Raw genomic sequence first — 21,968 nt, forward strand, 5'->3', positions numbered from 1 at the left:
GACAGGAGCAGGGAAATGCAGCACCGCATCATCGTCCTCGGAGCCGGATACGCCGGAGCCGTCGCGGCCGGCCGCCTGGCCAGGCGGCTGCGCCGGGAAGACGTCGCCATCACCCTCGTCGACGCCGAGCCCGACTTCGTCGAGCGCGTCCGGATGCACCAGCTCGCGGTGGGCCAGGAGCTCAGGCCCCGCCCCTTCGGCGAGATGTTCGCGGGCACCGGCGTGGAACCGCGGCAGGCGAGGGTGACGGCCGTGGACGCCGACCGCGGGACGGTCACCGTCACCGACGGCACCGGGGGAACCGGGCGACTGACGTACGACACCCTCGTGTACGCCCTCGGCAGCGGCTGGAACCCCCAGGGCGTGCCCGGCGCCGCCGAACACGCCCACGAGATCGCCGGTCGTCCCGGGGCCCTCCGGCTGCGCGAGCGCCTGGCGGGCCTGGACGCGGGGCGGTCCGTGGTCGTGGTGGGCGGCGGGCTCACCGGTCTGGAGGCCGCGTCCGAGATCGCCGAGTCCCGCCCGGACCTCGACGTCTCCCTCGCCGTCCGGGGCGACCTCGGCGACTGGCTCTCCGCCAAGGGCCGCGGGCACCTGCGCAAGGTCTTCGGCGGGCTCGGCGTCACCGTGCACGAGCGGGCGTCCGTCACCGCCGTCGGGGCCGACCACGTCATCCTCGCCGACGGCCGTTCCCTCCCGGCCGCGGTCACCCTGTGGACCACCGGCTTCGCCGTCCACCCGATCGCGGGGGCCACCACCCTGAAGACCGGCGACGACGGCCGGATCGTGGTCGACGGCACCATGCGCTCGGTCTCGCACCCGGACGTGTACGCCATCGGCGACGCGGCCCTGGTGGCGGGCCCCGGCGACAAGCCGCTGCGGATGTCGTGCGCCTCGGGCGTCCCCACCGCCTGGCAGGCCGCCGACGCCATCGCGGCCCGTCTGACCGGCGGCAAGCTCCCCCGCACGCCGCTGCGCTACTTCAACCAGTGCATCTCGCTGGGCCGCAGGGAGGGCCTGATCCAGTACGTCACCGCCGACGACCGCGCCGTCGACGCGGCCCTGACCGGACGCCTCGCCGCCCTCTACAAGGAACTGGTCTGCAAGGGCGCGGCCTGGGGTGTGGCCAACCCGACCCTCGGCATCCCGGCCCGCCGCCGCGGCGTGGTCCGCGAACCGGCCGTCCAGGACCCGGCGGCCAGGGCCGCGGCCTGACGCGCGCCCGGCCGCGCGACGGGGAACGGCCGGGGACGGCGTCCGTCGTGCGCCGGCCGGCCCGCGTCCACGTGGTCAGTCCGAACCGGGGCCGGCGCCGCGGGACGCCTCGTCCGCGGCGCGGCGGTATTCGGCGTTGATGCGCTGGGCCTCCTCGAGCTGGTCCTCGAGGATGACGATGCGGCAGGCCGCCTCGATCGGAGTCCCCCGGTCGACGAGCTCGCGGGCGCGGGCGGCGATCCGCAGCTGGTAGCGGGAGTACCGGCGGTGTCCGCCCTCCGAGCGCAGCGGAGTGATCAGCCGGGCCTCGCCGATGGCCCGGAGGAAGCCAGGGGTGGTGCCGAGCATCTCGGCGGCCCGGCCCATGGTGTAGGCGGGGTAGTCGTCGTCGTCCAGACGATCGCTGAGTGGAGTGTCTGCCGGCATGTCACCTCTTCGTACAACGCGTCGAGGGGCCCTGGTGCCGTACGGCACCAGGGCCCCGAAGGAAATTCAACACCATCGGTCGGCCCTCATGCTCTGCCGACCTTCTGTTTCCGCTACCCGGCCCGGTGGGGGCGGGGGTGCGGGGATCGCGGTTGCGTGACCAAAGACCACCATCCGTTCCGGGGTCCTGCGGTACCCGGACCGAAAATCACTCGGCGCCGGGCGATCCTGATGGCGTCTGCTCCTCCGTCCTTCCTCCGAACCGACCACTTGATGAACGGGTACTGCGGTACTGCGGTACTGCTTCCCGGCAGTTCGTGTCTGCCGGGTCTCACTGGACCGTGTCGACAAGAAGAAGACTAACCACATCGCGTCGCAATGTCTACTCTGACAAAGACAGATTTTGGTGTGCCGGTGCCGCAGACAGCCTGTGGCCAGTGGCAGCGGGGAGCATGCGCCGGGGACGGCGGGGCGGCGGCGCGCACACGACGACGAGGGCCCTGCCGACGTGTGTCGGCAGGGCCCTCGTGTCTTCTCCGGCGGCTCACGCCTCCCGGAGGGAGGCGCCCCCGGCGGTCCTAGGCGGCCGGGCCGAAGTCGGGCCGCCGCTGGGTCCTGCGGCCCCCTTCACCGCCGGGCCGGCCCTGGCCGGCGCGGCCCCGGCGGCCCCGGCGGCCGCGGGAGGGGGACGACGTGCCGCGGGGACGTTCCACGGGCGGCGCGGCGATGACGACCGGGACGCCGGAGGGGGCCTGGGCGCCCGTGATGCGGCTCAGCTCCTCCTCGCCCGACCGGACCTGGGTGACCCGGGGGGTGATGCCCGCCGAGGCCATCAGCCGGGTCATGTCGCGGCGCTGGTCGGGGGTCACCAGGGTGACCACGCTGCCGGACTCCCCGGCGCGGGCCGTACGGCCGCCGCGGTGCAGGTAGTCCTTGTGGTCGGTGGGCGGGTCCACGTTGACGACCAGGTCGAGGTTGTCGACGTGGATCCCGCGCGCCGCCACGTTGGTCGCCACCAGCACCGTCACCTCCCCGCTCTTGAACTGGGCCAGGGTCCGGGTGCGCTGCGGCTGGGACTTCCCGCCGTGCAGGGCCGCGGCGCGGACACCGCTGCTCAGGAGGTGCTTGGTCAGCCGGTTCACCGCGTGCTTGGTGTCGAGGAACATGATCACTCGGCCGTCCCGCGCCGCGATCTCGGTGGTCGTCCGGTGCTTGTCCGCATCGTGCACGTGGAGTATGTGGTGCTCCATGGTGGTGACGGCGCCGGCGGAGGGGTCGACCGAGTGCACGACGGGGTCGTGCAGGTAGTTCCGCACCAGCCGGTCGACGTTGCGGTCCAGGGTGGCCGAGAAGAGCATCCGCTGACCGTCGGGGCGCACCTGGTCGAGCAGGGCGGTGACCTGGGGCATGAACCCCATGTCGGCCATCTGGTCGGCCTCGTCGAGGACCGTGATGCCGACGTCGTCCAGCAGGCAGTCGCCCCGCTCGATCAGGTCCTTGAGCCGTCCGGGCGTCGCGACGACCAGCTCGGCCCCGGCGCGCAGCGCACCGGCCTGCCTGCCGATGGACATCCCGCCGACGACGGTGACCGGCCGCAGGCCCACGGAGCGGGCGTACGGGGTGAGCGCGTCGGTGACCTGCTGGGCGAGCTCGCGGGTGGGGACGAGGACGAGGGCGAGCGGCCGTCGCGGCTCGGCGCGCCGGCCCGCCGTGCGGGCCAGTACGGCGAGGCCGAAGGCGAGGGTCTTGCCCGAGCCCGTGCGGCCGCGGCCGAGCACGTCACGGCCGGCCAGGGAGTTCGGCAGCGTCGCCGCCTGGATCGGGAACGGTACGGTCACGCCTTCGTCGCCGAGCGTGGCCAGCAGCCGTGCGGGCATGTCGAGGTCGGCGAACGACTCGGCGGCGGGCAGCGCGGGTGTGATCGTCTTCGGCGGCGCGAACTCGCCCTGCGGGGCGGGCCGTCCGGCCTGCCGGCTTCCCTGGCCCCTGGAGCGGCGCGGGCCACCGGAGCGGGGGGCGCCGGAGCGGGGGGCGCCGGAGCCTCCTCCGGAGCGGTCAGGGGTGCGGGACGTGCGGGCACGCTTCATGCGGGACCTTCCTTGATGGGGCGCGTACCAAGGAATTCCCGCAGCACATGGGCGGCGCAGAGAATCTCGAGACGAGCCGAATTCGGTGGGGGCGGCGTCGGGCCGACGGGGAAGGCGCCACCGGTCGGTGACGTGGTGGAGTCTTTCCGTCGCGCGCCCGGAAATGCGCGCGAGCCGGGGCCCGCACCCAGAGGTGCGGGCCCCAGCCGCGGAGTGTGCGTCGTCGCCGTGTCAGGCGGGAACGATGTTCTCGGCCGTCGGGCCCTTCTGGCCCTGCGCGATGTCGAACGACACCTTCTGGCCTTCCTGCAGCTCACGGAAGCCCTGGGCGACGATGTTCGAGTAGTGGGCGAAGACGTCGGGGCCGCCGCCGTCCTGCTCGATGAAGCCGAAGCCCTTTTCCGCGTTGAACCACTTCACGGTGCCGGTAGCCATGTCATTTCTCCTTCGGAGGCGGTATCGGTAATTCACCTTGTGTGAATTCCGTGTCGCCGTGATGATTAACCCGTCGGAAATGAACCTTCTGGCAACCACACCTGCAACTGGTAACGACGGTAGCACGGTGGGATCGGCCCCGCACGGCCGATAATTCCGGTCCGGCCGGCGGCCGGGGAATACGTGTCGCGCCCCGTACCCGTTTCTCCTGTCGCGGACACAGATATTGCTCTCCGCGGAGCGCGGGCTTCCGGTCGCGCGCTTCCGGCCGCACCCCTGTGACCTCCGTCGACGGCGGATCCGTCCCCCTCACCCCCGCCGGCGGACCGCCCGACGGCGAACGCGCCGAGCCCCCGCCGCCGCGACGAAGGTCACACCCCCGCACCGGTGCGCCGGCCGGGGGCGCGGTCGCCGCGAAGACGCCGCGGAGGCGGGCGCGTGCCGGTCCGGACGGTGCGCGGGTGTCGAAAGGACGACGAGGGGCTCCGTGTGAGGGCCTAATCCCGTCGAACACCGAGGGAGGAGTGGAAGGAGTTCCTCCGGGGCGCCCCGGAGGCCATGGGCGCGGTCGTGAACCACCGCCGCATCGTCGACGGCCGCCGCGCCCTCGATCCCGCCCGGTGGCGCGCCGCCGGCTGGGAGCACCGCGTCCCCGGCCGCCCGTGACGGACCGGTCCCGGGTGCTCAGCGCACCGGGAAGCCGAAGGAGTAGCCCTGCTCCTCGAGCCAGGGCAGGACGCGGCGCAGGGCGTCGACGGTCTGCGCGCGGTCGCCCCCCGCGTCGTGGAAGAGGATCGTCGGCCCGTTGGCGATCTCCCGCTCGACGGTGGCGACGATGGCGTCGGCGCCCGGCTGCTCGAAGTCCTTGGTGTCCACGTTCCAGCCCAGCGGGCGCATGCCCCGGGAGGCGGCCAGCTCGCGGCTGTAGGGGGTGAAGGCCCCGCCGGGCGCCCGGTAGTACATCGGCCGTACGCCCCCGGACGCCTCGGTGATCATGCGTTCGGCGTCGAGGATCTCCTTCTTCTGGTAGGCCTCGGACTTCCTGTCCATGGTGGTGTCGTGGGACACCGAGTGGTCGCACAGCCGGTGCCCGGCCGCGACCACCTCCTTCACGAGGTCCGGGTGGGCCTGCGCCTGCGTCCCCGTCACGCAGAACGTGGCCTTCACCCCGTACTCGCGCAGCAGGTCGAGGACCTGGGGGGTCCACGCGGGGTCGGGACCGTCGTCGATGGTGATGTTGACGCCGCGCGCCCCCTGGTCCGAGGCGTGCACGATGGTCGCCTCGACCGGCTCGACGTCACCGCCCGGCGTGGCGGTCGCGGTCGCCTTCGGCGACGGGTCGTTCACCACTCCGGCCTGCGCGGTCCACACCGAGGCGCCGACGGCCAGCACCGTCACCCCGAGCGCCGCCCCGACCACCTTGCCGTACCAGCCGCGCCCGCCACCGTGCCGTGCCATGTCCGCCCCGCCCTCGCGTAGTCGCCGTCGTTCCCCGGTCACCCCGGCCACTTGTCAGGACGGGGGGCGGTGGCCGCGGGATGCGTCCGTTACCGATCACGGACAATGCCGGGGAGGTTCGCGGACAACTCGACGGACGCCCGGGCGGAGTGCCGGGCCGTCGGCCCGGGGTCCACCGTGGAGCGGGTGACGGAAGACGGACTCGCCTGCGTGGCAAGGGAGTCGGCGGCGCGCGTGCGTCGATGCGCCGTCCCGGTCCGTCATCACCTCGTCCTCACACGTCCGTGTCACCACTTCCACAGCGCAAACCCGAGTTCGCGCCAACTCTCCGTCAGTGGGCCGGTGCCCTGGGTAGCGGCGGCTCCGTGTTCGGGTGACGCGCCTGACCTCGCGGTCGTCCTCCCGGACGCGGGCGGGGAGGGGGCGGACCGTGGCGGGCGCCGGCGGCCGAGGGGTGACGGGGCGCGGGGAGGAAGGGCGCCCTGCCTGGCGTTCCGTGACTACCCACCGGTACCGCCGGTATGGCGTGATCCGTACGGCCGCGGAATCGCGTTCTGTCACCATCGACACCCGATCAGATATCGAGGTGTCCGGACTGCGGCGGGGGGCCGGCGATGGGGCTGCTCGGCAACGGGACGGCGTTCGCGCAAGCGCTGACCGCCCAGGAGCGCGAGAGCGTGATGGCCCTCGGGAACCGGAAGCGCTATCCGGCCGACGCCCATCTCCTGACGGAAGGGGAACGATCCAGCCACGTCGCGATCATGATCCGAGGGTGGGTGACCGTGTCCGTGGCGACGGACCGCGGGGCCACCCGGCTGATACTCGGGCTGCGCGGCCCGGGCGAACTGCTCGGTGAGATGGCCGCGTTGGACCTGCATCCGCGGAGCGCGACCGTGCGCGCCCTGGGCGCCGCGGAGGCCCAGGTCATATCCGGGGACGCGTTCCGCCGCTTCCTCGCCCTGCATCCCCGGGTCGGCGGTCTGGTGATGCGCCAGCTCACCTTCCGGCTCCGCAGCGCCGACCAGGAACGCTCCGCGCTCGCCTCGCTCACCGTGCTGCAACGCCTGGCCGGTCGGCTCACCGAACTGTCGGGCCCCGGACCCGCCGGCCCCTACACCCCGCCCGGCACGACCCTCTCGAACGGCTCCCCGGCCGTCGTCGTCCAGCTGGCCCAGGACGAACTGGCCGCCACGATAGGGGCCACCAGGGAAGCCGTCGCCAAGGCGCTACGGCTCCTGCGCACCCAGAACGTCGTGCGCACCGGCAACCGCATGGTGGAGATCCTCGATCCCGCCCTGCTCGCCCTCCTCGCGGAAGGGCATCAGGAGTAACCCCCGCCCCGCCGTGTGTAAACGGCTACAGACGCCCCTCGTCCCGGGCCCGATGCTGAGAAGGGACGGACCACCTCACGAACCACCACTCCGGCAGGACGAACGCTCTCTTCGGCAGGCGGACAGGACCCACAGGGGGGTACGGGTGAACCACGACGCTCTGGAACTCACCGAAGCGCACTACGAGTTGGTGATCAGCGTCGATGCCAGACGTTCCGGCGAGTACGACGACGTCGACAAGCCGCGGATGCGCGACCGCATCTACCGGGTGGTGGAGACGGCGTTCACCCACGCCAGGGTGGCGCGGGACGCCGTGCACATGGAGGACCGCGGCGACGGCGTCCTGCTGTCGGTGGCGAGCCGGATCGCGGTGAGCCGGCTGCTCGGCCTGTGGCTGGTCGAGGCGCACGAGAAGCTGCGGGACGAGAACCGCGGTCTGGCCGTCCCGCTCGGGCTGCGCATCGGCATGAACGTCGGCCCGGTCCGGCACGACGGCCGGGGCATCAGCGGACGCGCCGTCGACCTCGCCTGCCGGCTCGCGGACTCCTCCGTCGCCCGCGGACTGCTCGACGCCGAGAAGGCCGACCTCGTGCTGGTGGTCTCCTCCTCCCTGTACGAGGACGCGGTCAGCGGTGGCGGCAAGTTCATCGAGCCCGCGCACTACTCCCCGGCCCGGCTGGCCCTCAAGGAGGGCGAGGTCACCGCCTGGTTCCACCTGCCCGGGCGGCTCGCTCCGAAGATCCCGGACACCGTGCCGGCCCCCGCCGCCGGGCCGTCCGCCGCCGGGCCGTCCGCCGCCGGGCCTCCGTCCACCGCCGGGCCGTCCTCCGCCGGGCCGTCCTCCGCCGGGCCGGACGCCGCCCGGACCGACGACGGCGACGGGGCCGAGGACGCCGCCGGCGCGCACGGTCACCGGCCCGACCGTCCCGGTGTGCGCTACGACGTCGCCGGCGACGTGTCCCACCACCACCACAACGAGTACCGGGGGAACGTGCACATCGGCCGGAACACCGGCCGCGACGCGGAGCAGGGGAGGGGCTGAGCCGGGTGAGCGACGACGAGCAGGCGGACGGCGCGGCCGACGACGCCCCCGGGCGGCGGGACGAGGGCCGGTCGTCCGACTCCGACGGCAAGAAGGCCGGGAACGACAGGGGACAGGGCCGGGACGACAAGAAGGACAGGGACGGCAAGAGGGGCCGGGACGACAGGAGGAGCGGGGACGAACGGTCCCGTGGCGACGACGGGGACGAGGACGACGACGAGAAGTCCGCCGAGGACGAGGCCGCGGAGAAGGAGAAGGAGAAGGAGAGGGAACGGGAGCGCGCCGCCGGACGGTTCAAGGAGCGCACCCGGGACCCCCTCGCCGGCGAGCAGGGCGAGGAGGGGTCCACCGACCTCGCCGCCGCCGCACGGACGCGCCGCGCCACCCGGCAGCTGTTCGACGTCCGCAGGGACCTGATCAGTTTCGCCCACTCGCGGCTCCAGAGCGCCCACATCGGCGACAACATCAACCTGCTGCTGGGCTCCCGGCCCCCCGGCGCGGGCATGCGCAGCGGCCCCGTGCCCGAGGAGGAGCTGCGCAGGCTCCGCCGCGTCCACGTGGAGCCGCAGGGGTACGTGCGGCTGCGCAACGCGCTCCGCGCCCGCCGTCTGCTGGTGCTCGGCGCCGCGCCCGGCACCGGACGCACGAGCACGGCGCTCTCGCTCCTCGACGAGGTCACCCAGCGCCCGGCGGACGGAACGGACGCCGCCGCCGGTCCCCGGGTGCTGCGGGTCGATCCGGAGGGCGGGCCGAGGCAGCTGGCCCGGACGCTGGACGGCGAGGAGGAGGAGTCCCGGCGCGGGACCGGATACCTGCTGGAACCGTCCCTCGCCCGGCCCGGCGCACTGCCCCCGGACGAGATGGACCTCGACGAGCTCGCCGCGGCCCTGGCCCGTCGCGAGGCCTTCGCGGTGATCGTCGTGTCGGTGGGATCGGCGGCGAATCCGCTGCTGGCCGGGCGGTACGGCATGCTCTGTCCGCCCGTGCTCACCGGGGAGCTGCTCGCCACCCGGCTGCGCGAGCGGCTGGAGGACCGTACCGCCGGGGCCGGGGAGGACGGGACGCCGGCGGCCGAGCTGTCGGCCCGCGCGCAGGCGCTCGCGCAGCGGGAGGAGGTCAAGGACGCGATCGGGCTGGAGGACCTGCGCCCCGCCGAGGCCGAGTTGCTCGCGTCGCTGCTGGCCGGGCACGTGCTGGGGGACGTCTCGTACGAGGAACTGCTCTCCGGCTGCCGCAGCCTCGCCGCCGGGCAGGCCCACGAGTGGTTCGCCGGGGTGGACCGGGCGCTGACGGCGTCCCCGGCCGGGACGGAGCGGCCGGACGGCAAGGCGGGACGGTCGGACACGGCGACGTTGTTCCACCCGGTGGCGTTCCGCATCGCGCTGGCCGTGCTGGGCGGGGCCTCGTACGGCGCCGTGGCCACCGCCGCCCACCTGCTGACCTGGGAACTGTCCGTGCAGGCCGACCCGGACCACACGCCGGCCCGCCCGCTGTTCTGCGACGACCCGGAAGCGGACCGGGCGCTCTCGCGCGCCGAAGTGGTCGACGGCGAGGTCGAGGTGGACGGGCACGACGTGCCGGCCCGGCTGATCTGGTACCGGGGCTCCGCCCTGCCGTCCGCGGTGCTGACCGAGCTGTGGGACCGGCACTTCCCGGTCCGGGCGCCGGTGGTCCGCTGGCTGCGGCTGCTGGCGGACGATCCACGTCCCCAGGTGTGGATGCGCGCCGCGGTGGCCGCCGGGGAACTGTGCGCACGGGACTTCGACCACGGTTACACGGAACTGGTCCGGCCGCTCGCCGAGGCGGACACGTTCCGCCGGCGCATCTTCGCGGCCACCACCATGGACCAGGCCGCCGGTCACGCATCGCACCGCGGGACGGTGCACAAGCTGGTCGGCGACTGGAGCAAGCACGGCAGCGATCCGCTGCGCTGGACCGCGGCGATGGCGCTGGGCTACGGCAACGCCGCGGCCACGACGGACGACACGCTGGACGCCCTGGCCCGGATCGGGGTCCGGGACGACGGGGAGCAGCTGGCCATCGCCTCCTTCAACGTCGTACGGCTGCTGACGCTGCCGGACGCCGCGGAGGTGCTGGCGCGCGTGGGGGAGTGGACCCATCACAAGCGCGAGCCGTACCAGGACCTGGGCCTGACGACCAGCGTCCGGCTCGCGCTGAACACGGTGGAGGAGGTGCTGATGGACGACCCCGACTCCCCGTTGGGGGACCGCGGTGACTGGCCGATGGCGCTCGCCCTCGCCGCCACCCGGCCCGAACTGGTCCCGTCCATGGCGGACCTGCTGTGGACCGCGCTGAACACGGCGCGGTCGAAGGACGTGGCGATGGACGCGCTGGAGGAACTGCTGCGTTCGGCCGTGCGCAAGAGCGGGGCCGAGTGGACCCGGCCGGGACTGGCGGCCCTGCTGCCCGCGCTGACGACCGAGGAACACGACCGTCGGCGGCTGGACTGGCTGCTGCGCCGCATGATGAACGACCCGGAGAAGCCGCTCTCCGACGCGAGGGCGCGAGACCTGTGGTGGCTCGCCGTCGCACCGGAGGAGGGACGGCGCCGGGAGGGGCCGCGCCGGGGGAGGACACGCCGGGAGAGGACACGCGAGGAGGGGATCCATGGCTGAGGACGAGAACGGGGCCGCGGAGGAGGGGGCGTCCGGACCCGCGGGTCCGTACCTGAGGGACTACCACACGCTGGCGGACGGGGTCCCCCGGGTGAGCGCCCGGTCGGCGCTGGTGCGGTTCTACCGGAACGGCGGCTACAGCGTGGTCAGGGCCTCCGGTGTCGAGCACGTCGACAGGAGGGCGCTGGCCAGACCGCACAGCGTCTGCGAGATCGCGCTCGGCACCTATGTGACGCCGCTGCAGATGGAGCTGCCGGCCGCCGGCGGGACCACCTTCTTCAAGGCCGAGGTGGACATCCAGTGGACCGTGACCGATCCCCACCTGGCCGCGCTCGAGGTCGTGACCGATGTCGCCGGCCGGCTCACCTCCCCGGTACTGGAGCGGCTGCGCGAGGTCACCACGACCTACCGGGTGACCGAGGCCGAGCAGGCCAACCGCGCCATCACGCGGGAGTGCGCCGGCGGGCGATGGGCCGACCTGGGGTCCGAACTCGGCCTGCGGGTGCGGTTGTACGTCCGTCTCCGGGCGGACGACCGGACCATCGAGCACGCCGACGAGGAGCGGGACGTGCACGCCCGGGCCAAACGGACCCGGCTGCGGCAGGACGAGTTCCGGCGCATGCTGCAGGGCGGCGAGCTGGAGCAGCTCAGCTTCATGCTGGCGGCCGATCCGGACGAGGCGAAGAACTTCCTGGAGAAGATCCGTCAGGAGGGCAGGCAGGACGAGAAGGACCGGGTCGCCCGGCTCTTCGCGATGGCCGCCCGCGGCGAGCTCGCCACCGCCGACGTGGAGGCACAGGTCCTGAACCTCCTCAACCAGGGCATCGGCCGGCCCGTGATGGGGCCCATCGGGATGGTGCCCGCCCGCCGCCCGGAACCGCGGCAGCTGGAGCCGTCCGCCGACCGGTCGTTCAACCCGGACTGGGCGTCGGACGAACCGCCCCGGCGGCCGTTCCGCCGGACCGAACCCGACCGGCGCGGGCCCGGCGGGAGGGATCCCCGCCCGGGTGACGACGCCGGTGACGGCGGGTCGCGTTCCCGTGCCGGGCGCGGGGCCTATCGGCCGGAGCCGTACTACCCGGGTGACGACGGCGGTGACGGTGAGCCGTTCTCCCGGGACCGCCGGCCGGCCCGCCGGTCCGAGCTCTCCTCGGGAGCGGGCGCCGGTGACGGCGGGTCGCGTTCCCGTGCCGGGCGCGGGGCCTATCGGTCGGAGCCGTACCACCCGGATGACGACGACGCCGGTTACGGCGAGCCGCGTTCCCGTGCCGGGCGCGGGGCCTACCGGTCGGAGCCGTACTACCCGGGTGACGACGGCGGTGACGGTGAGCCGTTCTCCCGGGACCGCCGGCCGGCCCGCCGGTCCGAGCTCTCCTCGGGAGCGGGCGCCGGTGACGGCGGGTCGCGTTCCCGTGCCGGGCGCGGGGCCTACCGGTCGGAGCCGTACCACCCGGATGACGACGACGCCGGTTACGGCGGGTCGCGTTCCCGTGCCGGGCGCGGGGCCTATCGGCCGGAGCCGTACCACCCGGGTGACGACGGCGGTGACGGCGAGCCGTTCCCCCGGGACCGCCGGCCGGATCCGTACTACCCGGATGACGGCCGCGACCAGGAGCCGCCGCGTCGCCGCAGACGTTCCGGGGACGAGGGATGGCCCTGGACGGAAGAGGACCGATGACCGCCGGAGGCGGGGGTGGGACCTCCCCCGACCCGGTCGGGCCTGTGCCGGACGGGGGTCGGCGCTGCCACGACGGGTCGGGGGAGCGCATCGCCGAGCGGCTGCTGGACACGGCCCGGGAGGACGTCGGCCGGGCGGACTCCAAGGCGGCCGTGCTGCTGTCGGGCACGCTGGCGCTGCCCGCGTTCCTGGTCGGGTGGCACGGCAGTCCCCGTTGGGACGGGCTCGCCGACGTGACGCTGGTCCTCGCCGGGGTGCTCTGGGCCGTCGCGGTGACCGCGCTGGTCGGGGCGCTGATGCCGCGTACCGGCACGGTCCGCGGGCGGGACGGGGTGACGTACTTCGGCGACCTGGTGGGGCCCCTCGACCCCGTGGGGCTGGCCGCCCGGATCGCCGAGGCCGGGCGTGATCCCACCGGGTGGCTGCTCGTCCAGGCCGTGGACGTCAGCTCGATCCTGTCCGCCAAGTACCGGGCCATCCGCTGGGGAGTGGGCTCGCTCGCCCCGTCGACGGCGCTGGCCGTGCTCTGGGGCCTGACCGCGCGCTGACGCGCGGCCGGCCCCACCGCACGAGCCGGGGCGGAGCAGCCGGACGCAGAACACCCGAACGCAGAACAGAGACGAACCGAGGAGCGGGGGACGCCGTGGGAAGAGTCGCGGGAAGACGGCAGTGGGGAAGGAGCGGGGTGCGCCGTGCCGCGGTCTCGCTGGTGGGCGGCACCGCGGTGCTCGCGTCCCTGGTGGCGCCGGCCGGCCGGGACACGGTGCCGGCGGCGGACTCCGCGCCGGCGTTCCCGTCCGTCAACTACGCCGTGGCCGTGGACGAGTCGGCCAGCCTCACGGCCGCGGACATGCGGGCCGAGAAGGCCGCCGCCGCACGGATCGCACTGGGTGACGTCTCCTCGTCCTCCCACGTCACGGTCTTCGGCTTCGCCGCCGCCGAGTCCGACGACCAGCGCGCGGTGGATCCGGTGTGCCCGCGCACCACGCTGGACGCCGCGGGCCGCGAGACGATCGGCGACTGCGTCGGGAAGCTGCGCAGCCGCAAGGAGGGCGAGGGCACCGGCACCGACTTCCCGAGCGCGATCCGGCAGGGCGTGCACGATCTGACCCGCGGCACCGACCCGTCGGAGCCGCGGGTGCTGTTCCTGCTGACCGACGGGAAGATGGACGTCGCCGACAGCCCCAAGTACGGCGACCCCGCACACCGCGAGGCCGAGGGCGAACGGCAGTTGACGGAGGCGCTGAAGGACGCCGCCGCGCAGAACGTCCAGATCTGGCCGCTGGGTTTCGGAGCCGACCCGGACCGCGAGCAGCTCGACCGGATAGCCGCCGGCGGCTACCGGAAGGGCTGTGTCGCACTGCCCTCCGCCACCCCGAGGGCCCACAAGGTCTCCGGCGCGAAGGACATCGGCACCACGCTGGAGAAGATCTTCGCCGCCGCCCACTGCCTGCGCCACGAGGAGGGGCCCGCCCCCGAGCGTCCGCCGGCCACCCTGGAGATCGGGATCTCGCCGCTGGCGACCGTGGGCAGCATCGTCGTCGACAAGGGCGACCCCGCGGTCGAGATCACCTACGTCGACCCGTCCGGTGACGAGGTCCCGACGTCCGGGACGCACAAGAAGTCCCGCTTCGAGCTGGCGGGCGGCAACGGCGCCGTCGAGGCGCTGAAGATCGTCGACCCGCTGCCCGGCACCTGGAAGGTGAGGGCCGAGGCCCCCGAGGGGCACCGCTCGCTGCCGGTCGCCGTCAGCGTGCTGTGGCAGGGAGAGCTGCGCGGCGCCATCACCATGGACCCGCCCTCCCCGCAGGCCGGGGAGAAGGTCACGGTGACCATGCGGCTGCAGACGCGCGAGGGCTACGAGATCAAGGACCCGCGCGACTACGAGGGGCTGCGCGTCCGCAGCGAACTGACCGGGGACGGCTTCGACCCGCTGGCCCTGGACCTCGCCGACGACGGCGAGGGACCCGACCCAGGGGCGAGCGACGGCTCCTTCACCGGCACCGCGACGATCCCGCGGGACGCCGACGGGGAGCTGAAGGTGAGCGCGACCCTCACCGCCTCGGGGCTGAGCGCCGACACCCGCAGCGAGAGCGGCGAGGTCGCGCCCGGCCAGCTGCCCGTCAGGGCCGCGCTCGACCTGCGCGCCGCGAACGCCCACCCCGGCGCGGAGGTCACCGGGAACCTGGACGTCAGCAACACCACCGACGTCCCGCACACCCTGCGGCTGTCCGTCGCCGACGTGAAGGACGGGCTGCTCTCCGTCGAGCCCGCCGAGATCACCCTCGGGCCCGGTGAGCGCGGCACCCGGAAGGTGACGGTCGAGGTCGCCCCCGCGAGCGCCTTCGGGGACCGCCTCGGCGACGGGCTGCGGCTCGCCGGCACCGTCACCGCCGTCGACACCACCCACGACGGACGGACGCTGGTCCGTTCCCCGCTCTCGGTGCACGTCACGCCCGAGCCCGGGATCGGGGAGAAGTACTGGTGGGCGTTCGCTTCCGGTGCCGTACTGATCGCGCTGGCCGCGGTGGCGGTGGTCGCCTGGCGGCGGCTGAGGCGGCGTCGGCGGGACCCGTCCGGCCTGGTGCTGCGGCTGCTCTCGGAGGACGGCACCCTCCTCAACGAGCACACCGCGGGGCGCGGGAACAGCAAGCAGTGGTACGAGTTCGCCGTCGCCGAGGCCCACCACAGCCCGCGCATCGAGCGGCGCCCCCACGGCCCCTACGCCGTCCAGCGCCGCCGCGAGGGCGGAGCGGTGCTCCGCAAGCGGGGCGGCAGCCGGATCCCGGTGCCCACCCACGGTCAGGTTCCCCTGACCGACACGCTGAGCCTCGCCCTCGGCGAGGAGACCCGCACCACGAGGCGCCGGCCGCAGACGGCCACCGCGGGCTCCGGCTCCGGCTCCCCCGCCGGCGGGGCCAGGGGCGGATACGACGACAACCCGTACCTGTGACGCGAGAGGGCGGGCCGGACACGCCACCGGCCCGCCCCCACGCGCCGCACCGCACCGCAGCGCGGCCCGCACGCCGCGCGCAACCACGGACGTACCGAGCACGAACCGGCGGACGCGCCGGCCGTCAAGCGGGGAGGAAAACATGAAGATCTTCCAGCCGATGCTCTTCGTCGGTCTGGGCGGCACCGGGGGCCTGGTCGGCGCCGAGCTGGAACGCAGGCTGCGCGCCGAGCTGTGCGGTCCGGACGGCATGGCGCTCAGCCGGCAGAGCGGCCGCGCCCCCTTCCAGCTGCCCGACTGCCTCCAGTTCGTGTACGCGGACTACAGCGAGGGCGACCTCAGAAAGCTGCCGCAGTTCACCGTGGACCCGTCGCTGCGGCCCGCGTACGCCCGCACCTCCCGGGCCACCCACAACCTGCTGCCGAACTTCGACAGTTCGCCGGCGGTGACCAAGATGCTCCGCGCGAGCATGCGGGGCGAGGTGGCCGACTGGCTGCCGCCGGTCGTCGGCGAGCCGGAGGTCACCCCGCTCCGCAGCGGCGCAGGACAGCTGCCCACCGTCGGGCGCGCCGCCCTGTTCGCCACGCTCCGGCACGGTCTCTCCCCGGTCCTGGAGCCGCTGCTGCAGGCCATCGACGCGATCGCCAAGGCGGCGGGCGAACTGAGCGAGTTCGGCGGCGGCAAGGTCAACGGCTGCGACGTGTTCGTCTCCTTCTCGGTGGCCGGCGGCACCGGCGCCGGGATCTTCCTGGACTACCTGCACCTCATCAGCCACGCCTTCCAGCTGCGCCGCTTCGACGGGGTGAGGATCTACCCGCTGGTGGTGATGCCGTCGTCGTTCTCCGCCGCCACCGGCGGCGGCTGGGAGGCGGAGCTCAACGCCGCCCGCGCGCTGGTCGACCTGTTCCGGCTGGTGGACCGGCAGAACGCGCCGCGGGAGGGCGTGGAGATCGGCGACCTCGACCACGACGCCGGCTTCGCCATCCGCTACCCGGGCACGCCCCCGGTCCGGCTGCGCACCGGCGTCCTGCCCACGGCGTTCCTGTTCAGCCCGACCGCCGGCATCCGCGCGGACGACCTGCGCCGTTCCATCGTCTCCCTGGTGATGTCGCTGATCGGCACCGAGCTGGGCGACGGCCGAACCCAGGGCCGGAAAACGGCGGCCGACGACGACTACCAGACCTTCGCCGCGAGCTTCATCAACCGGGGGGTGGCCCGCAGCGCCCCGTCGCCCACCGGGATCGGCCGGCAGGGCGTCTCCACCAGCCTGGTCGCCTCCATGACCGCGCCGATGGACCAGTTGGCCGACCTGGTGGCCGGACGGCTGCTGCGGGAGGCGGTCACGGACCTCGTGGAGCGGCCGCGCGCCGGGTTCAAGGACGACGCGGTGCCGATGATCCGGCAGCTGTTCGCCGACTCCCACCTCGAAGAGCTGTGGGAGCGCCGTCAGCTGCCGGTGCCGGACCCCGAGCCGCTGCCGCGCGGCGGCAAGAACATCGAACAGGCGCTGGGCGAGCGGATCGCGGACATGCAGCGGCTGCTGGCCGACCTGCGGACCGAGGTCGAACGGTCGGCCGCCACGATGGCCGACCGGTTCGCCCCGCGCCCCGCCGTCGACAAGCTGCTGCGGAGCGTGGACCCCTTCCTCGCCGAACGCGTCGTCCAGGGCGTGCCGGGCCACGAGGACCCGATCGTCAGGCACGGCTTCCTCGGCATGCTGGACAACCGTGCCCGCGCGCCGCAGCGTCCGCCCGGGGTGACCGAACAGCCGCCCAAGGTCCCTCGGATCAAGGGCCAGTTGGCCGGCCTGGCACCGGCCCGCTGGGGCGACGAGGACGTGCAGGCGGCCATCCAGGAGCAGGACCTCTGGTACCAGTGGCGCTGCCGGTCGGTCTGGCACGAGGCCTGGCGGGAGCAGCACCAGCACTGGCAGCCCCAGGCGGACGCGGCCGGGGACGACGTCGTGCGCCTGGTGAAGGCCTTCCGCCGGCACTGCGACCAGGAGCCCAGGAGCTCCGAGCAGAAGGCCCACGAGCTGTACGAGGACCGCACCGGCATCTCGTACCTGCTGCCGCCGCAGCGCAGCCTCAACTACTTCTACGAGGACGTGGTCCGCCGGCTGGTCTACCGGGAAGGGCTGCGCGAGACCGACGACGAGTCCGCGCTGCTGCTCAAACTGGTCGACGGGGACACCTGGCGCCAGGTCCTCGCGCTCAGCCGCCGCGACCCGGAGGGCTCGGTGGCGCGGGTGAAGGGGTTGCTGGAGGCCCGGATCACGCGGCTGTTCGCCGAGCGGGGCGCACGTCTGGAGCAGCACCCGCTGCTGCCGGCCATGGGCACGCTGCTGGCCGCCGCGGCGGGTGACGCGGACGCCAGGGAACAGACCAGCAAGGAGACCCTCGACCTGTTCGTCCGCAAGCTGTCCGTGCTGCTGCCGGTCGGCTTCACCCCGGAGGGCACCGGGCCGCTGCGGATCCTGGTCACGCATCCGCGGGTGCAGGCCGTGGAGGAGGTGCGGGAGTACCTCGGCAAGACGCTGGGGCTGTCCGCGAACGCGAACAACTCCGTGGAGTACCGGGGGGTGGAGAGCGACTCGATCACCGTCGTCCTCTTCCGCAGCGAGATGAGCCTCATCCAGGTGCCCGAGGCCCGCAAGGTGCTGCGCCAGTGGGCCCGGGCGAAGAAGTTCGAGGAGCCCCGGGACGTGCTGCGGTGGCGGCAGCGGACCGGCTTCCGGGACAGCTGGATGGTGAGCAGCGAGGAGGACCGGCGCGTCATCCTGCACCGGCTGCTGTGCTGCATGTGGAACGGCCAGGTGGACGTGCTGGACGGCGACCCGTCGTCGCCGGAGCGGATCCGGCTGAGACTGTTCCCCGAGCGGGGGGCGAACGTCCCCGGCGTCCGGCTGAGGCTGGACGACTACCCCGGCGGGGTGTCGAGCTGGGCGGAGCTGCTGCGGTCGTACGAGCGCTGGACGGTCCTCGACGACAGCCGGGCCGTCGAGGACCACTGCCGTGAGCTGATGAGGGCCCAGCCGTTGGACCTCGTCCGGGCCGGCAGCGAACCCCACCCCCTCTTCACCGACCTGGTGGAGAAGATCGCCCCGCGCCAGCTGGAACTGCTGGCCGAGCGCCGGGAACGGGGCGGCGAGCGGGTCGAGGGCTGGGTGCGGCCGCTGTGGGAGTTCTGGGCGGAGACCCTCCCGGCCGCCCTGGACATGGAGTTCGGCAGCCAGCGCGCCGTCCAGCCGACCCTGCGCACCCTGCTGGAGCACGTCCGCGGCGGCACACCGGCCCGTCCGCGGGCCCGCGGCGACCTCCCGGAACCCCGGCGCCGCCCCGAAGCCGACGACGACTGGGGCACCACGCCGCTCGGCTCCTTCGAGCGGTCGTACGGCGACGAGCGCGGTGAAGGGGGAGCAGGGGAGGGGGAGGACCGGCACGCCTGGGGCGCCGACCGGGACGGCGGGAGCGGCTCCCGCGCCGGCGACCGCGGTGGCCCGGACGGGGGCGACGGCGGCCGTCGCCGTGCCGCCCGGGACGTCCACGACGGCTACGGGGAGCCCGGCGACAGCCCTCGGAACGGGCGGGACCGGGACGGCTGGGGAGGCTGGGAAGTCCGCGACGGCCGGGACCGCACCGGTGGCCGTGACGGGGCCGGCGACGGCCGTCGCCGTGCCGCCCGGGACGGCCGTGACACCTACGGCGACTACGACGACTACGGAGAGCCCGGCGACCACCGCCGGGACGGTCAGGACCGGGACGGCCGGAGAGGGGACGCCCCCCGCCCGGGCGAAGCGGGGAGCCGGGGAGAGCGCGACGAGGAGTACGGGACGGAGTACGGGGGAGGGCGCCGCTTCTCCTCCGCGGACCGCGACGACCTGCCCCGGGCGCCCTGGGACGACGACACCGACCCGCGCGGCCCCTGGGGCGGTGACGACCGGTGAGCGCGTCCCAGGACTCCGGCGCCGTCGTCCACCTGGACCTGCGTGCCGGGGCGGCGGCGCTGCACAGCCCGTCCGCCGTGCGGGACCGGGTCGCCCGCGAGCTGGGCCGGGCCGGGCTGCCGGAACCGGACGACCCGCTGTTCCTGGTGGTCGACACCCCGGCCGGGCTCACCGACCACCAGCTGCAGTACGAACTGCTCGTCGGCTACCGGGCGGTGGGCGAGGTCAGGCTCCTGGTGCTGCTGGTCGGCAGTGCGCCGGGCGCGTTCGCCGGTGAGGAAGGGGGGTTCCAGCCCGACCGGCGGCTGCTGCGCCCCGCGGTGCTGCGCTCCTCGGGCACCGCGCTGCTGTGGGCCGGCGACCTGCGCTCCGCCCGCACCGCGCTGGAACGGCCCGCGCCCGACGACGCGGACGCGCTGGCGGTCCTGGTGGACGTGCTGTCGGTCCCGGACGTCTACCTCAGCGTGCTGCACGGCGTCCGGTCACTGCCCGGGGCCGTCGCCGCGCCCGGAGTGCGGCTGCTGGAGCAGGACCTGCCGCCGGAGGTGCGCGACCGGGCCTGGCGCGACGCGTTGAAGCGGTTCGCCGGCGAGGACACCGAACTCGCGCCGGACGTGCTGTTGACCGCCTCGTCGGGGGCCGACCTGCCGGAGCCGCTGCGCGGCCTGGTGGAGGGCCGGGGCGGCCGGAACCTGGGACACCGGGAGCCCGGTGGCGTCGCGGACGACGCCTACCGCGCCTGCGCGGACGCCCTCGACCACGCCGAGGACGCGCTGGCCGGGCTGCGGGCCCTGCCCGGTCTGGTCCGGTCCTCGCGCCGGGAGGCGTTCGAGGCGGACGCCGACCAGGCGCGCCGGGCGGTCGACGACTACCGGGACCTCGTCGCCACGGCCCTGCGCGGCGGCGGTGAGGCACGGGCCGCCGCCGAGTCGGCGGCCCGGCTCGCGGCACTCGGTCTGCGGGTGCCGTCGGCCGAAGGGCTGGGGGAGCGGATCGGCGAAGGACTGAAGGAGTTCGCCTGGAAACTGCTGGGTCAGGGGATCCCCCTGCGGTCGGCGGCCCAGCGCTTCACCGGACTGGCCGGGCGGGTGGAGCCGCTGCCGGGTTCGGCGCTGCTGCCGAGGCTCACCGCGCTCTCCCACGCCCGGACCGACGCGCGCGGGGGCGCCCCCGGCGACGGGTCCGCGCACACGGCCGCGGTGGCCGGTCCCCTGGCGGCGGCCGGGGCGGGGCTGCTCGGTGCGCTGTGGTGGGGGGCGTTCCTGGTACTGGCGGTCGTCGTGCCGCTGCTGTTCGTCGGCACGGCGGTGCTCGGGGCGGCCCGGCTCCGGGACACGGGACGTCCCGGCCGCCGGGCCGTGGCCCCCGGGGCCGCGGCGTTCGGCGGCGCCGTGCTCGGGGCGGCGGTGGCGTACGCGACCGAGCCCCCGGTCTGGCTGGGCGCCGCCGGTCTGCTGGCCGGTCTGGGCGTCGCGGTGGAGACGGTGCGCCGGCTCTGGCGTGCGGCGGCCGCGGCCTGGGCGCCGGGTCACGCCACCGCCGTACTGCGGCTGACCCTGGACGAGCTCGACGCCCTGCTGGCCGAGGCGGTCCGGGAGCACTGGGCCGTCGAGGAGCGCCTGTACTGCGCCGACGCCGCCCGTTCCGTCGCCGGCATGCTGCTGGCGACGGCGGCCGCCGCGGAGGCCGAGGCGGCGCCCGACGCGGAGCGGACCGCGCCCGCCGGGACCGGGGAGCCGGCCGACGACCCCTGGCTCGACGACTACGGGGACCTGGAGCCGGACGACGCCCCCGCCGGGCCCGACGACGGGGACGGCGACTGGGCGAGCGTGTACACCTGGGAGGACGGGCCGTCGTGGGACGGGCCCGCCGAGGAGCCGGGCCGGAGCACGGGTGCCGGGGGTCTTCGGGAGCACCGCGCCAAGGAGGCTCCGCGCTGGCTGCGACGGGAGAACGGTGAGGGCGGGCCCGAGCTGGTCGCCACCCTCTCCGCCGACCTGACGGACGCCGCCCTGGAGGCGATGAAGCACTACTGGGGCGCCGTCGAACGCGGCCGGGCCGGCACCCTCGCCGTCCGGCGCACCGAGGAACGGGTCCGCGAGCTGCTGTCGACGGCCCGCCGCCACCTGCGGCACAACGGGGTCCTGACCCCGCCCCCGTTCGCCGCCGCCCGCCGCGTCCGCGCCGGCTCGGCGAGCCTGCTCGGCACCGACCCGTACGGACTGGCCGAGCTGGTGGGCGCGGAGGCCGACCGGCGGACCGTGGTGCAGCTGTCCTCGCCCGAGCAGGGCACGCTGCTCAGCCGCGACCCGGCGGCCGCGGTGTGGCTCAGGTTCGCCCCCGCGGCGGTGCGCGACGAGGTGGAGAAGGCCTGGGTGCCGAGCGGTTCGGTCCGCCTCGAGGACGTCCTGTGGACGTCGTCGGGACGGTACGCGGGCCTGGTGCGCCTCACACCGCTGCGGATGGGCGTGGTGGAGACCGTCCGCTCCCGGCACGGCTCCGCACCCGACGGGACGGACCCGGACGACGGGCCGGACCCGTACGGCGCGTCGGACCCGTACGGCGCGTCGGACCCGTACGACCGGAGCCGCCGGGGCGCGCCGAGGAACCCCTACGACCGGACGGACCCGTACGACCGGACGGACCCGTGCGACCGGACGGACCCGTACGACGGGCCGGGCGGCGATCGCCGGGGGGACGGCGACCACTGGTGAGCCGTACCCCGCATCCCGGCCCGGCGCCCATGGACGGGCCGGTACCC

At 74.6% G+C, this 21,968-nt stretch carries 13 protein-coding genes; 9 read left to right on the plus strand and 4 right to left on the minus strand.

The genetic code is table 11. The features are described from left to right. Nucleotides 1-15 precede the first annotated feature (15 nt). Entirely contained in the window at nucleotides 16-1,215 is a 1,200-nt protein-coding gene (locus ACZ8ZB_RS17595; protein ID WP_470738652.1) for an NAD(P)/FAD-dependent oxidoreductase, read from the plus strand. Nucleotides 1,216-1,290: 75 nt separating this feature from the next. Here the strand turns inward: ACZ8ZB_RS17595 and ACZ8ZB_RS17600 are convergent, their stop codons facing one another. From ACZ8ZB_RS17600 to ACZ8ZB_RS17615, 4 genes are all read right to left on the minus strand, one after another. Continuing rightward, entirely contained in the window at nucleotides 1,291-1,641 is a 351-nt protein-coding gene (locus ACZ8ZB_RS17600; protein ID WP_470738653.1) for a MerR family transcriptional regulator, read from the minus strand. A gap of 578 nt (nucleotides 1,642-2,219) precedes the next feature. Beyond that, nucleotides 2,220-3,728, minus strand: a complete 1,509-nt coding sequence (locus ACZ8ZB_RS17605; protein ID WP_470738654.1) for a DEAD/DEAH box helicase — start codon at nucleotides 3,726-3,728, stop codon at nucleotides 2,220-2,222. A 231-nt stretch (nucleotides 3,729-3,959) separates the two neighbouring features. Continuing rightward, nucleotides 3,960-4,163, minus strand: coding sequence for a cold-shock protein (locus ACZ8ZB_RS17610; protein ID WP_030819851.1), 204 nt, complete (start codon nucleotides 4,161-4,163; stop codon nucleotides 3,960-3,962). 684 nt (nucleotides 4,164-4,847) lie between these two features. Continuing rightward, nucleotides 4,848-5,621 (minus strand): polysaccharide deacetylase family protein, encoded by a 774-nt coding sequence (locus ACZ8ZB_RS17615; RefSeq protein WP_470738655.1) that lies wholly within the window; start codon nucleotides 5,619-5,621, stop codon nucleotides 4,848-4,850. Between the two features lie 614 nt (nucleotides 5,622-6,235). On the opposite strand from ACZ8ZB_RS17615, the gene ACZ8ZB_RS17620 reads away from it, so the two are divergent. The 8 genes from ACZ8ZB_RS17620 (at nucleotide 6,236) to ACZ8ZB_RS17655 (ending at nucleotide 21,921) form a co-directional block, all read left to right on the plus strand. Continuing rightward, nucleotides 6,236-6,952, plus strand: a complete 717-nt coding sequence (locus tag ACZ8ZB_RS17620; protein WP_470738656.1) for a Crp/Fnr family transcriptional regulator — start codon at nucleotides 6,236-6,238, stop codon at nucleotides 6,950-6,952. Nucleotides 6,953-7,097: 145 nt separating this feature from the next. Beyond that, nucleotides 7,098-7,994 (plus strand): nucleotidyl cyclase domain-containing protein, encoded by an 897-nt coding sequence (locus ACZ8ZB_RS17625; RefSeq protein ID WP_470738657.1) that lies wholly within the window; start codon nucleotides 7,098-7,100, stop codon nucleotides 7,992-7,994. 5 nt (nucleotides 7,995-7,999) lie between these two features. Further along, entirely contained in the window at nucleotides 8,000-10,630 is a 2,631-nt protein-coding gene (locus ACZ8ZB_RS17630) for a hypothetical protein (RefSeq protein ID WP_470738658.1), read from the plus strand. Further along, the gene (locus ACZ8ZB_RS17635) at nucleotides 10,623-12,308 is read left to right on the plus strand and encodes a hypothetical protein (protein ID WP_470738659.1); all 1,686 of its coding nucleotides are present in this window, start codon (nucleotides 10,623-10,625) and stop codon (nucleotides 12,306-12,308) included. The genes ACZ8ZB_RS17630 and ACZ8ZB_RS17635 overlap by 8 nt, the downstream gene beginning before the upstream one ends. 44 nt (nucleotides 12,309-12,352) lie before the next feature. Then, complete coding sequence (locus ACZ8ZB_RS17640) at nucleotides 12,353-12,856, plus strand: Pycsar system effector family protein (protein WP_470738660.1); 504 nt, start codon at nucleotides 12,353-12,355, stop codon at nucleotides 12,854-12,856. Between the two features lie 137 nt (nucleotides 12,857-12,993). After that, a complete protein-coding gene (locus ACZ8ZB_RS17645; protein WP_470738661.1) occupies nucleotides 12,994-15,261 on the plus strand; it encodes a VWA domain-containing protein in 2,268 nt (755 codons plus the stop codon). Nucleotides 15,262-15,403: 142 nt separating this feature from the next. Continuing rightward, nucleotides 15,404-19,207: a tubulin-like doman-containing protein gene (locus tag ACZ8ZB_RS17650; protein WP_470738662.1), complete on the plus strand. Its 3,804-nt coding sequence runs from the start codon at nucleotides 15,404-15,406 to the stop codon at nucleotides 19,205-19,207. After that, complete coding sequence (locus ACZ8ZB_RS17655) at nucleotides 19,204-21,921, plus strand: hypothetical protein (RefSeq protein ID WP_470738663.1); 2,718 nt, start codon at nucleotides 19,204-19,206, stop codon at nucleotides 21,919-21,921. Before ACZ8ZB_RS17650 ends, ACZ8ZB_RS17655 begins: the two co-directional genes overlap by 4 nt. Nucleotides 21,922-21,968: the final 47 nt, after the last annotated feature.

The sequence above is a fragment of the Streptomyces sp. 12E genome (assembly GCF_055633275.1).

What these genes read in the sequence shown, in the direction of transcription:
- ACZ8ZB_RS17595 (WP_470738652.1), top strand. Translation starts at nt 16, where the DNA reads ATGCAGCACCGCATCATCGTCCTCGGAGCCGGATACGCCGGAGCCGTC.
- ACZ8ZB_RS17600 (WP_470738653.1), bottom strand. Translation starts at nt 1,641, where the DNA reads ATGCCGGCAGACACTCCACTCAGCGATCGTCTGGACGACGACGACTAC.
- ACZ8ZB_RS17605 (WP_470738654.1), bottom strand. Translation starts at nt 3,728, where the DNA reads ATGAAGCGTGCCCGCACGTCCCGCACCCCTGACCGCTCCGGAGGAGGC.
- ACZ8ZB_RS17610 (WP_030819851.1), bottom strand. Translation starts at nt 4,163, where the DNA reads ATGGCTACCGGCACCGTGAAGTGGTTCAACGCGGAAAAGGGCTTCGGC.
- ACZ8ZB_RS17615 (WP_470738655.1), bottom strand. Translation starts at nt 5,621, where the DNA reads ATGGCACGGCACGGTGGCGGGCGCGGCTGGTACGGCAAGGTGGTCGGG.
- ACZ8ZB_RS17620 (WP_470738656.1), top strand. Translation starts at nt 6,236, where the DNA reads ATGGGGCTGCTCGGCAACGGGACGGCGTTCGCGCAAGCGCTGACCGCC.
- ACZ8ZB_RS17635 (WP_470738659.1), top strand. Translation starts at nt 10,623, where the DNA reads ATGGCTGAGGACGAGAACGGGGCCGCGGAGGAGGGGGCGTCCGGACCC.
- ACZ8ZB_RS17650 (WP_470738662.1), top strand. Translation starts at nt 15,404, where the DNA reads ATGAAGATCTTCCAGCCGATGCTCTTCGTCGGTCTGGGCGGCACCGGG.